Below are 12,453 nucleotides of genomic sequence, written 5' to 3'. Positions count from 1 at the left end.
AAAAAAACGCGCACCTGGGTGCGCGTTCTTGGGGGGACTACAGAACGATCAGAAGTTCGCCTTGAACTGCACCCCGTAGGTGCGCGGTTCGTTGACGATGCCGGTCAGGTTGTCGAAGTCGATAGCGCCCAGGGACTGAATACGGTTGGTGATGTTGCGGCCATATGCAGCCAGTTCGTACTTGCCGTCGTTCCAGCGATAACCCACGCGCAGGCCGCCTTCCAGCAGTTCCTTGGCCTTGTACTCGACCGCTTCATACAGGAAGAAGTTGTACGAGGTGCGGTACGCCCAGTCGGTATAAGCGTAGATTTCGCCGTTGCCCAGCGGCTGGCTGTAGCGCAGGGTGAAGTTATGCTGCCACTTCGGTGCACGTGGCAGCGGATTGCCGTTGATCAGGGCTACGGTGCCGCCACCCACCGTCGTTTGCGGATCGGTCACGGTGCAGCCGCTTGCCGGATTGTTGGCGAAGTTGCCGCAAGGCTGGACGAACAGGTTCGGGTCCTTGATCTCGGTATCGTTGTAGCTGGTGCCGAAGGTCACCGCCCACGCGTCGCTCAGATTCGCCTGCAGATCCAGTTCGATGCCACGGCCAGTCACCTTGTCCGCGTTGACCAGGCGGTTCATGTTGATGGAACCGGAACCGGCGGTCAGCTGCTTGTCTTTCATGCGGTAGTTGAACACGGTGGCCGACATGCGCGCACGGCGGTCGAACAGGTCCTGCTTCACGCCGAACTCCACCGAAACAGCTTTTTCGGCATCAGCCTGGGTTGGCTGGGAGGTCAGGTCGAACAGACGTCCCTGCATGGATGGCGCTCGGTAGCCGGTAGCGACGCGGCCGAACAGGTTGGTGTCCTTGTTCAGCGTGTAGGTACCGCTCAGGTCCCAGCTCACGTTGCTCGAAGTGTCGTGCAATGGCCAGTTGCTTTCACCGGTGCCCGGTTCGATCCGGCGCGCCACGAAGTCCTTCTTGTCCTTGGTGTAGCGCAAGCCGGCACGCAGCTTGAAAGCCTCGTTCACGGTGTAGTTGATGGTACCGAAGGCGGCGTACGACTTGGCATCCTGCTGCTGGGTCGCGTACGCGGCGTTTTGCGGGTTACCTGCGGTGAAGGAATCGAAGGAGATCGAATCGATCTGGATATGCTCGTCGAAGTAGAATACGCCGGCGATCCACTGCAGTGGGCCTTTGTAATTGGACTCGACGCGGAATTCCTGCGACAACTGCTTATGGTCAGGAATCAGGTCGGCGGTTTCGACCGGGAATGGAATGAAGCCTGGACCCATCGGAGGGTGGAAGGAAGCGCCGTAGCCGCCGTCCACGTCGCCGCGGCTGAAGAATTCCAGCTTTTCGTAGCCGGTGATCGAGTGGAAGGTCAGCCCCGGGGTATCCCAGCGCAGGCGCAGGTTGGCGCCTTTGTTCTTCAGGTGCTGCTCGTTGCCGCCATCGGTCGGGTAGGACTTGTAGTCGAAGTTGTCGACCAGCTCATTGGTGCCCTTCTTCAGGATATTGGCGCGGAACAGGGTGGCATTGCCGTCCATGTCGCGGCCGTGCACGTTCAACAGCGCGCTGAAGTCTTTATTAGGCTTCAGCAGGAACTGGATACGACCGGCATTGTCCTTGTAGCCTTCAAAATCGGTGGTCGGCGCGCCCGGACGGTCGTTATGAACGCGGTTGCCGCGGTGCTGCGATTGCAGCGAGATGCGGGTGGCCAGCACGTCGTTGATCGGGAAGTTGTATGCGCCTTCATAGTTGCGCACGCGATCCTTGCCGATGCCGACGTTGACATAGCCTTCCTGGCGGAACACCGGCTTGGCGGAATCGAACTTGATCACGCCGGCCGGGGAGTTACGGCCGAACAGGGTGCCTTGCGGGCCGCGCAGCACTTCCACCTGGTCCACGTCGAACACGGGGAAGCCCTTCAGCATCGGGTTTTCCTGCACGATGTCGTCCATCACCAGGCCAACCGGCTGGGAGGCGTTCAGGTCGAAGTCGGTATTGCCCAGGCCGCGGATATAGAAACGCGGGAAAGTACGGCCATAGTCGGACTCCACGGAAACGGATGGCGAACGGCCGTTCAGGAAACGGATGTCCTGGCCGCCGGAAGTCAGCACGTCCAGCTTCTCGCCCTTCAGGGTGGCGATCGCCATCGGCACATCCTTGATGTTTTCAGCGCGGCGCTGTGCCGTAACAATCACTGTCTCCAGCTGGCCCGGCTTCTTCACTTCTTCGGTGGTGGTCGTAGCTTCTTGCGCAATCGCGCCATGAAGGGGAAACGCGCTGGCCACGGCCAGGGCGATCAGGGAGTGCTTGAGGCGTTTATCCATACCCGTTGTTCCAATCTTTAAAAGAAAAGTAACGTAATGTTGCAATGGCGCGAATGCTAACACGAAAGCAATTGCCTTCTCTTACTTACGAGAAACCCTACATTTAGTTGACTTGCATATAAATAAGTAAGCAAAAACGTATTTGCCATACATATAGCGCCTACTGCATAGTAGTGACGCACGAATCCATGCCGTGAGAAGCGGATTCGACTGCAGGAAGATGTGTTTGCAGTTTGATTACGTGCCCAAGAATTAATCAAGGGTACATGTACAAAATTTGCATTTGTGCGTTGTTGGCAAGCTACAAGGTGCCGTGGCGTGGATTGGCGCGAAAAAGCGGAACTAGGCACTCCATAAAAATATACAATAACGATCTTCGACGGAGCCCTTACATGAAAATCAAACAACTTAGCATGATGATCGCCGCAGTTGCGGTAGCAGCCAGCGCAAACGCGGCTGATCCGAAGCTGGGCATCGTGTACGACGCTGGCGGCAAGTTCGACAAGTCGTTCAACCAGTCCGCTTTTGAAGGCGCTTCGCGCTTCCAGAAAGAAACCGGCATCAAATTCATTGAAGTTCAAGCCAGCAGCGATACCCAGGCTGAGCAGGTGCTGCGCGGCCTGGCCCGCAAGAACCTGGACCTGATCGCTTCGATCGGCTTCGCCCAGACCCAGGCGGTGCAAAAAGTCGCCAAGGAATTCCCGAAAGTCCGCTTCGTCCTGATCGACGGCGTTGCACAGGGCAATAACGTCAATTCTGTGACGTTCAAGGAAGAAGAAGGTTCTTACCTGGTCGGCGTGGCCGCTGCCATGGCCTCCAAGACCAAAAAGCTGGGCTTCATTGGCGGCATCGACATTCCGCTGATCCGCACCTTCGCCTGCGGTTATGCCCAGGGCGCCAAGGCTACGGACAAGAAAACCGAAGTGATCTCGAACATGGTCGGCACCACCTCCGCCGCCTGGAACGACCCTGCCAAGGGCGGCGAGCTGGCGCGTGCCCAGTTTGACCGCGGCGTGGACGTAGTGTTCGCCGTGGCCGGCGGTTCCGGCATGGGCACCCTGCAGACTGCCAAGGAAAAAGGCAAGCTGTCGATCGGTGTGGATTCCAACCAGAACCACCTGTACCCAGGCTCCGTGCTGACCTCCATGGTCAAGCGCGTGGACAATGCCGTGTACGATTCCTTCATGCAAATGAAGAACGGCACCTGGAAGGCCGGCGTGACCGCCAAAGGCCTGAAGGAAGGCGGTGTGGACTGGGCGCTGGACGAGAACAACCGCAAGGTGATCACGCCTGAGATCGAGAAAAAGGTCATGGGCGCGCGCAAGGACATCATCGATGGCAAGATCAAGGTCATCGACATCCGCGCCACCAACGCCGCCTGCCCGGCCTAACCAGCAGTTCCAATAAAAAGAACGCGCCGACGGGGAATCCCGTCCGGCGCGTTTTTCAGTAAATAAGACCCGAAAATCCTTATGACGCCAGCAGTTGAATTCCGCAATATATCCAAGCACTTTGGGGCGGTGAAGGCGAATACGGACGTCAGTTTCTCCATCGCCAAAGGGGCCATCCATGGCCTGGTGGGTGAGAACGGCGCCGGCAAGTCGACCTTGATGAGCATCCTTTACGGCTATTACCGCGCAGATGGCGGTGAGATCCTGCTGGACGGTAAGGTGCAGCACATCCACAATTCCCACGAAGCGATCCGCCTTGGCATCGGCATGGTGCACCAGCACTTCATGCTGGTCGAGAACATGACCGTGCTCGATAACGTGATGCTGGGCAGCGAAGGCGGCTTCCGCCTGCGCGAGCACCGCGCCGCCGTCGAGAAAAAGCTGCGCGAAATCTGCGACCGCTATCGCCTGGACGTCGACCCGCTGGCCACCATCCACGACCTGTCGGTGGGCGCCCAGCAGCGCGTCGAGATCCTGAAGCAGATCTACCGTTCGGCCAACATCCTGATCCTGGACGAGCCGACCGCCGTGCTGACCGCCCAGGAGACCGAATCGCTGTTCGAGATCTTGAAGCTGTTCAAGGAACAGGGCAAGACCATCATCCTGATCACCCACAAACTGCAGGAGATCAAGGACATCACCGACACGGTTACCGTGATGCGCGGCGGCCGTGTAGTGGGTGCGGTGCAGACTGCCGATACCACCAAGGAAGAACTGGCCCAGATGATGGTGGGCCGTCCGATCGAGAACAACCTGCCGCGCGGTGAATACAATCCAGGCAAGGCCGTGCTGGAAGTGAAGAACCTGCAGCTGTCCGACGACAACGGCGTCAAGCTGCTGCAGGATATCAACTTCACCCTGCGCGCCGGCGAGATCGTGGCGATTGCTGGCGTGTCCGGCAACGGCCAGTCCGAGCTGATGGAAATCCTCTCCGGCATGAAGCTGCCGACCTCCGGGGAAGTGGACTTCGAAGGCAAGGCCCTGCCCTTCCCGAAACGCGGGGATGCCGACGGCCTGCCGACCAAATTCCGTGAACTGGGCATCGGCCATGTGCCGGAAGACCGCCTGCGCGACGGCGTGATCAAGGCTTTCTCGGTCATGCAGAACACCTTCTTCGGCTACCAGGACAAGGTCAAGAACAAATGGGGCCTGATCGACTTCAAAGGCATCGCACAACGCTGCGCCGGCCTGATGAAAGAGTTCGACGTGCGCCCGGCCAATCCGGACCTGCGCATTGGCTTGCTCTCCGGCGGTAACCAGCAGAAGGTGGTGATCGCGCGCGAAGTGCTGGCCAAGCCGAAGCTGATGCTGGTCGGCCAGCCGACCCGCGGCGTGGACATCGGCACCATCGAATCCATCCACACCCAGCTGCTGGCCCTGCGCGACCAGGGCGTGGCGATCCTGCTGGTATCGGTGGAACTGGAAGAAGTACGCGCCCTGGCCGACCGCATCCTCGTGATGTGCGGCGGCAAAATCACCGGCGAACTGAAAATCGACGAATTCGACACCACCCGCATCGGCTTGCTGATGGGTGGCATGCATAAGCACTGATCATGACCACGAACGATATGCCACGCTGGGCAACCGGCCTTGTCCTGCCCATCCTGAACCTGCTGTCCGCCTTGCTGGTGGCCGCCCTGGCGATCCACCTGATGGGCGAAGATCCGCTGGAGTCGATGCAGATCCTGATCAACAGCGCCATCATTAACCCGGAAGGCCTGAGCTACACGCTGTTCTACGCCTCCACCCTGGTGTTCACCGGCCTGGCCGTGTCGATCGCCATGCAGGCCGGCCTGTTCAACATCGGCGCCGAAGGCCAGATGTATTTCGGCGGCCTTGGCGTGACGCTGGCCATGCTGGCTTTTGACGCATCCCTGCCATGGTACCTGCTGATCCCGGCAGGCATCATCGGCGCCGCACTGTTCGGCGCCCTGTGGGCCTTCATTCCCGGCTACCTGCAAGCCAAGCGCGGCTCGCACATCGTCGTGACCACGATCATGTTCAACTTCATCTGCGCCTCGCTGATGAACTTCATCATCGTCAAGTACCTGATCCCGGCCGGCGAGCAGAATACCGCCTCGCGCGTGTTCTCTGCCGCTGCCGAAATGCCGCGCCTGAACGCCTGGTTCCCGATCCTGGGCGAGACCCCGCTCAACATCGGCTTCTTCTTCGCCATTATCGCGCTGGTCATCTACGGCGTTGTCATGTGGCGCTCGGCCTGGGGTTACAAGATCCGCGCGCTGGGCCTGAACCAGCATGCGGCCCACTACGCCGGCGTCAAGATCAGCGCCATGATCATCCTCGTCATGCTGATCTCGGGCGCACTGGCCGGACTGGGCGCAGTCAACTCCATCATGGGCTCGACCCACTACCTGTCGCTTAACTTTGTTGGCGGCGCGGGCTTCGTCGGCATCGCTATTGCCCTGATGGGCCGCCAGCACCCGGTAGGCATCCTCCTGTCGTCCATCCTGTTTGGCGCCTTGACCCAGGGTGGTTTCGACCTGTCGCTGGAAAAACCGAACATTCCGACCGAAACCTTCATTTTCATCCAGGGCCTGATCATCCTGTTCTGCGGTGCGATGGAATACCTGTACGCCCCGGCCATCATCAAGCTGCTCAAAGCACGCAAAGGTTAAGACCATGACTTTCGAAGATCTCCACCTGGGCTCCATTCTCGTCTCCACCGTGCGCAATGCGCCGGTGCTGATTTTCGCCGCCATGGCCGGCCTGTTTGCGGAACGTTCCGGCGTGATCGACATCGGCCTGGAAGGCAAAATCCTGGCCTCTGCCTTCGTATCGGCTGCCGTCGCTTTCACAACACGCAGCCCATGGCTTGGCATCCTCGCCGGCATGGGTGTATCCGTCGTCCTGGCCATGCTGCAAGGTTTTGTCGCCGTCACCCAGAAGGGCAACCAGCTCGTGGGCGGCATCGCGATCAATATCGCCATGAGCGGCCTGACCTTCGTGGTCGCGCAGTATTTCTTCCAGCAAGGCGGCCGCACCCCTGACCTGGGCGACGCGCGCCTGTTCGACGTGGTGCTGCCTGGCAGCGCCGCCGTGGCTGACGTGCCTTTCCTTGGCTGGTTCTACACCAAGCTGATTGGCGGCCATTCCGTGCTGGTCTACCTGGCCTTCATCCTGGTGCCGCTGGTGCACTGGTTCCTGTATCACTCGCGCTTCGGCCTGCGCCTGCGCGCTTGCGGCGAGAACCCGCACGCAGCCGACGCGGCCGGCGTGTCCGTTGAGCGCACCCGTTACGCCGCCATGCTGATCGCCGGCATACTGTGCTCCTTCTCTGGCGCCTACCTGGCCATCGTGCAATCGGGCTTCTTCCTGCGTGATATGTCGGCCGGTGCCGGCTACGTGGCGCTGACCGCCATGGTGTTCGGCAACTGGCGTCCGGTGTACACCTTCCTGGGCTGCCTGATGTTCGGCTTCTTCGGCGCCGTGCAGATCCAGCTCGAAGGCGTGGACCTGCCGGTGATCGGCCGCATTCCGGGCGCACTGATCCAGATGGTGCCTTACGTTGTCACCGTGATTGTGCTGGCCGGCCTGATGGCCAAGTCGGTGGCGCCGAAAGCCATCGGCGTACCGTTCGTCAAGTCGCGCTAAGCGCACCCTCCTCTACCCTGCGCCGGCCCAGGCCGGCCAGGGTCGCCAACCCCGCCAGCAGCATCAGTCCCGCCGCAGGTTCCGGAATCGGGGCTGGCGTGATGTCGAAAACAGTCTGGCTGCTCCAGTACCAGGTGCGGCTCCAGTCTTCCCATCCATAGCTCCATTGCGAGTATTGATCTCCCGTGCGAAAGCCCCCGCCCCAGCCGGAGAACGCCTCGTCATTGCCCCACCAATTGGCATCGATCGTCAATTGCCCGGTCAACTTATAACTGAATGCCCCAATCTCACAGCGGAAGTACGGGTCGCTCAGGCTCAGGCATCCATCCAGGTAATCGCGCCCCGCGATAGACAACGAGGTCAGCTCCGGCAGGGAAATGACGCCATCGAGATCCATGTCCGTGCCCCGAAAGCCGCCATCGACCCGCGCGTCTTGCTGGAACACGCCATTCTCGTTAAAACCCGTGTAACTGAATCGCCATTCGTCAGCCCAAGCGCTGCCAGCGGCGCAAGCAAGAGCCAGCGCCAAACCAAGTTTGCGTGCCATGATGCCCTCCCTCGTGAAAACCGAGCTTTGATGCTAACAGCAGGCTGGCATGGAGCGAGCCCAGCCGGTATGCCGTGCGCAACACGGATCACTGTTGTGCCGAGGATGCCGGAGGTCTATATTGCATAGACCAAGGAGTTTCTGATGAACCGGCGCAACTGGCTCTTGCTCAAATTATTGCCTGCGGCAATTTGCTCACTGGGATTGCCGGCACGGGCGCACGACAGCCCGCCTATGCAGGTGGTATATCCCCGCTATTTCTCCATACTCGACACCAGCAAGGGTTTCGACTGGGTCGTCTTGCGCGCAGCCCTGGAAAAGACGTCCGGAAAATACGGTCCCTTTACCCTGGCGCCATCGAATGAGCCGGTATCCGTGCCGCGCATGCTCCAGGAGCTGGGCCGCAGCAACGGTTCCATCAACATCATTGCCCGCGCCACCCAGCGCGACCTGGAAACGCAGTTCCAGCCGGTGCGCATCCCGATCGACCGGGGCCTGATGGGCATGCGCTTGCTGTTGGTACGCAAAGCCGACTTGCCGCGCTTCGCGACGATCCGCACGCTGGAAGACTTGCGGCACCTGAGCGCCGGCCAGGGCCAGGGCTGGATCGATTCTGCCGTGCTGTCGGCGGCCGGCATCGTCGTGGTGGAATCCCCCCGCCCCGGCAGCCTGTTTGGCATGCTGGAGGCGGGACGTTTCGATTTTTTCCCTCGCGCACTGGACGAGGCGCCGAACGAATATGACGCGATCCGCAAGCAGCACACGGACATCGTGATCGAACCCACCCTGATGCTGCGTTACCCCCTGCCCCGCTACTTCTTCGTCCGGCGCGATGCGGCCGGCGACAGGCTCGCCGAGCGGATCAGGACCGGCATGGAGATGATGGTTAAAGACGGCTCGCTCATAGCGCTGTTCAACAAACACAAAGGCCCGCTGGTCGAGCGGGCCCGGATCGCATCGCGGCGCATCATTGAGCTGCCAAACCCGGCACTGCCGCCGGACACCCCGCTCCAGCGCAGCGAATTGTGGTTCAAGCCCTAGACTGGGGGCGGCGCGGCAAGAAGGGCAGCACCGCAAGCGCCAGCAAGGCAAACACCGCGCCTGCGCCGAAAGTGACGGCAGGGCCAAAGCAATCCCACAGCCAGCCTGCGAACGCACTCGACGCCAGCAATGCCGCACCGCTGGCCAGGTTGAACAGGCCGAAAGCCGTACCGCGCAAATGCGCCGGCGCAGCATTGGCCACCATCGCCGACAGCAATCCTTGCGTCATGCCCATGTGCAGCCCCCACAGCAATACGCCTGCGATCACACCCTGCCAGCCTTTGGCCGACGCCAGCACGGCATCGGCGGCAACCAATACCAGCAGCCCGATCGCAAGCAGGCGCGAGCCGCTCAGTCGATCCGCCAATTGACCGAACGGATAGGCGCTCAGAGCGTAGACGAAACTCATCGCCCCCATCACCAGCGGGACCTGTTGCAGGGCCATGCCGCGCTCCTGTGCGCGCAAGACCAGGAACGCTTCGCTGAAGCGGGCCAGCATGAACAATACGCCCAGGGCTGCCAGCCACCAGAATTGCCGGTCCAACTGGCGCAACTGGTCGCGGCGCAGAGGATTGACGCGCTCCCGGCCATGCTTTGCACCCGGTTCACGTACCCCCACGAACAGCAGCAACACGGAAAGCGAAGCTGGAATCGCCGCGATCCAGAACACTTTTCTGAAGTCATTCGCCCACAACAGCATCAAGCCCGATGCAAGCAAGGGGCCGGCACAGGCGCCCACGGTGTCCAGGGCTTGGCGCAAACCAAATGCCGCTCCGCGCATGGACTGAGGCGCCAGGTCGGCAAGCATGGCGTCGCGCGGCGCGCCGCGAATGCCCTTTCCCATCCGGTCCAGCAGGCGGGCCGTGGCAACCACCGGCATCGAACCTGCGATGGCAAACAAGGGCTTCGACAGGGCGGCCAGGCCGTAGCCGCAAGCGACCAGCAGTTTGCGCTTGCCAAGGTAGTCGCTCAATGCGCCAGAAAATACTTTCACGCACAGCGCTGTGGCTTCCGCCAGGCCTTCCAGGATGCCCACTGCCAGGCCGCTAGCGCCGAGCGTTCCGACCATGAACAGGGGAAGCAGGCTGTGGATCATTTCCGATGAAATGTCCATCAGCATGCTTACCAGCCCCAGCACCCAGATACTGGCAGGAAGCCGGGTATTCGGTGGGAGCTGGGAGGCCATCGTCTACGGCTTTATGGCCAGATCTTTTGCAGCAGGCCGGCCAGGTTGTAGCCGCCCTTGATCAACTGCTCGCGCGCGAGGGCGGACGATGGCACTGGATAGCTGTCCGGCACGGTCATCGCCCACACGGTGTAGCTCTCGCCGTTGCGGCTGGTCTGCTTGCTGGCCACGCCCACTTTGACGTCGGCGTAAGCCTGCTTGGCGGCCACCAGCGAATCGTTGGCCCATTGCGCGGGCCAGGTGATCGCCTCGCCCTTCGGCAGCGTGACGACCGGTTTGCCGTCGATCGCCCATTGGCTGAACTTGTCCACCGTGCGCATGCTGCTGCGGCGCATGGCGTAGTCGACTACCGTGGTGTCCCAATAGGAGTGGAACGGCTTGGTCGGGTACTTGGATGGAGCCTCGTCGCCAGCGGGGATGCCGCTCTTGGCGCTGGCCGCGGCCAGTGCCGCTTCATCCATCTGCAGGTTGTTGCCGCCGCGCGAATCGAAGATGTTCAGGGAGTCGATTTCCTTGTCGGACTTCGGCACCACGAACTTGCCTTCCTTGTCGACGAAGGCCGCGCCAACATGCAGCGGCTGGTGGATATCGCCGGCCAGGTGGGTCAGGATCAGCAGCGCCTGGCGCGGCGTGAACTTGCCGTCGCCCTTGCCCTGCAAGGTGGCGATGCATTGCTGCAGTACCTGCACCACGTCATGTTCAGACGTGCCCGCGCCGTGCAGGTGGTATTCGGTCAGCTGGAACGGCACGTCGGTGTAGTGGTATTCGCTGTGCTTGGGATGCGCCGCCACGTAATCGTTCATTTCCTGCGTCTGCGGGCCGCAGAAAGTGCCCTTCACGCAGTCAGCCCAGTTGGCGATCTTTTCCAGGTCTTCTCCCGGTTGCAGCAGGGCCTTGACCTGCTTCTCCGCGTTGGAGCCCTTGATCAGATTATCCGCGATCGCGCCAACGATGCGGTGGCCTGCGTTACCCCAGGCCATGGCGTTGGGGGACAGGAAGGCGCCGGACAGCGCCGCGATCAATGCGAGTTTCTTCATTCTTCTTTGCCTTTGTTCGGTTTCGGGTAGTTCTTGCTGACGTCCAGCGGCTCTGCATACTGCGAGATCCAGGCCTGCTCCTGCAGCGCATACAGGCGCTTGGCCATGGCTTCGTTGCGCATCACCACTTCCATATTGCGCGACAGGTCGAAATAGCCGCCGGCCCAGTTGCTGGTGCCGACCCATGCCAGCTTGCCGTCGATGACCAGGGTCTTGCTATGCCATACGCGGGCAAATGGAATGAAGCCGGTGGAGGCTTTCGGAATCGTTACGATGCGCGCTTCCACGTTCGGCAGCATGGCCAGAGATTTCAGGTGCTGGATGGCAGGCGCCTCGAGGTTCCAGTTGGACACCAGCAGCTTGACCTTGACCCCGCGCGTGGCGGCGGCGCGCAGCGCATTGTCGACGACCGCGTAGAACGGGCGCGTGCCGTTCGGGCCGTAGCTCAATGGCGCGTAGTCCAGCATCGAAACGCGGATTTCCTGTTTCGCGTCGGCCAACAGCGCCGGCAACACGACTTCCGAATCGGGCACGCCGGCCGGGTTGAAGCCGGCCGGGCTCGCGACCAGGAAATTGGCCTCAGCCGGCAGCGTCGACGCCAGGGTGGCGGCCGCGGGCGCGCTGGCCAGGATGGGGGCCTTGGCTTGCAGCGGCGCGACCGTCTTGCCGGCGGCCAGGGCCGCTTGCGCGGACCAGTCCTGCTCGAAGATCGCCTGCACCTGGCCGACGATCCGGGCATCGCTGATGCGCAAGCCGGTTTCGTGGATGTGCGTGAACGCACGCCAGTCGAAATTCTGGCTGCCGATAAAGGCCTGCTTGCGGTCCACGGTCAGGTATTTGGCATGAATGATGCCGTTGCCTGTGAGCTGGCTGACGTCCAGTACGCGCATCTCGAGGTTCGGGATGGCGTGCACGCGTTCCACGGTGGCCTTGTCGGACAGGCCCGTCACGCCCTTCTTGTCGATCAGGAAGCGGATTTTCACGCCGCGCTTGCCGGCCGCTTCCAGCCGCTCGATCACCTTCTCGAACGGCGCGCCCGGCACGCTTGCGATGTAGAACTGGCCGATGCAGATTTCCGATTTCGCGTTGTCGAACAACTCGGTCCAGACCTCGGCGGGACCGCGCAGGTCGTCGCTCTTCAGCGTGGTTTCAACCGGCGCGGTCTGCACCAGCTCAAAGCCCGGGATCTGGAAAGCCGCATGGGCGCTGGTGAAACATGCAGCTAGTGCGGCTGCGAGGAGATAGCGGCGCATAGCC

General features: G+C 61.3%; 10 protein-coding genes. 5 read left to right on the top strand and 5 right to left on the bottom strand.

What is annotated here, in order from left to right; all coding sequences use genetic code 11:
• Positions 1 to 48 precede the first annotated feature (48 nt).
• Complete coding sequence (locus ACN9MW_RS07865; protein WP_426169462.1) at positions 49 to 2,322, bottom strand: TonB-dependent receptor; 2,274 nt, start codon at positions 2,320 to 2,322, stop codon at positions 49 to 51.
• Positions 2,323 to 2,714: 392 nt separating this feature from the next.
• On the opposite strand from ACN9MW_RS07865, the gene ACN9MW_RS07860 reads away from it, so the two are divergent.
• The 4 genes from ACN9MW_RS07860 to ACN9MW_RS07845 all read left to right on the top strand — a co-directional run bounded on the left by ACN9MW_RS07860 (position 2,715) and on the right by ACN9MW_RS07845 (position 7,385).
• Positions 2,715 to 3,713, top strand: coding sequence for a BMP family lipoprotein (locus tag ACN9MW_RS07860; protein WP_426169459.1), 999 nt, complete (start codon positions 2,715 to 2,717; stop codon positions 3,711 to 3,713).
• 81 nt (positions 3,714 to 3,794) lie between these two features.
• Positions 3,795 to 5,324: an ABC transporter ATP-binding protein gene (locus tag ACN9MW_RS07855; RefSeq protein WP_426169457.1), complete on the top strand. Its 1,530-nt coding sequence runs from the start codon at positions 3,795 to 3,797 to the stop codon at positions 5,322 to 5,324.
• 2 nt (positions 5,325 to 5,326) lie between these two features.
• Complete coding sequence (locus tag ACN9MW_RS07850) at positions 5,327 to 6,409, top strand: ABC transporter permease (protein ID WP_426169454.1); 1,083 nt, start codon at positions 5,327 to 5,329, stop codon at positions 6,407 to 6,409.
• Between the two features lie 4 nt (positions 6,410 to 6,413).
• Entirely contained in the window at positions 6,414 to 7,385 is a 972-nt protein-coding gene (locus tag ACN9MW_RS07845) for an ABC transporter permease (protein WP_426169451.1), read from the top strand.
• Here ACN9MW_RS07845 and ACN9MW_RS07840 read toward each other — a convergent pair.
• Entirely contained in the window at positions 7,372 to 7,932 is a 561-nt protein-coding gene (locus ACN9MW_RS07840; protein ID WP_426169448.1) for a hypothetical protein, read from the bottom strand. The genes ACN9MW_RS07845 and ACN9MW_RS07840 overlap by 14 nt on opposite strands.
• A 144-nt stretch (positions 7,933 to 8,076) precedes the next feature.
• Between ACN9MW_RS07840 and ACN9MW_RS07835 the strand changes: the two genes are divergently transcribed.
• Positions 8,077 to 8,973, top strand: a complete 897-nt coding sequence (locus ACN9MW_RS07835) for a hypothetical protein (RefSeq protein ID WP_426169446.1) — start codon at positions 8,077 to 8,079, stop codon at positions 8,971 to 8,973.
• Here ACN9MW_RS07835 and ACN9MW_RS07830 read toward each other — a convergent pair.
• From ACN9MW_RS07830 to ACN9MW_RS07820, 3 genes are read right to left on the bottom strand one after another with little or no spacing between them, the layout of a single operon-like run.
• A complete protein-coding gene (locus ACN9MW_RS07830; protein ID WP_426169443.1) occupies positions 8,963 to 10,159 on the bottom strand; it encodes an MFS transporter in 1,197 nt (398 codons plus the stop codon). The two genes, ACN9MW_RS07835 and ACN9MW_RS07830, sit on opposite strands and share 11 nt — an antisense overlap.
• A gap of 11 nt (positions 10,160 to 10,170) precedes the next feature.
• Positions 10,171 to 11,196, bottom strand: coding sequence for a S1/P1 nuclease (locus ACN9MW_RS07825; protein WP_426169440.1), 1,026 nt, complete (start codon positions 11,194 to 11,196; stop codon positions 10,171 to 10,173).
• Positions 11,193 to 12,449: a phospholipase D-like domain-containing protein gene (locus ACN9MW_RS07820; RefSeq protein ID WP_426169438.1), complete on the bottom strand. Its 1,257-nt coding sequence runs from the start codon at positions 12,447 to 12,449 to the stop codon at positions 11,193 to 11,195. The genes ACN9MW_RS07825 and ACN9MW_RS07820 overlap by 4 nt, the downstream gene beginning before the upstream one ends.
• Between the last annotated feature and the right edge of the window lie 4 nt (positions 12,450 to 12,453).

Origin of the sequence: Pseudoduganella sp. R-34, assembly GCF_049904655.1 — a bacterium.
In the GTDB taxonomy this organism is placed as follows: Bacteria; Pseudomonadota; Gammaproteobacteria; order Burkholderiales; family Burkholderiaceae_D; genus Rugamonas.
This window is presented reverse-complemented; position numbering and strand designations above follow the sequence as displayed.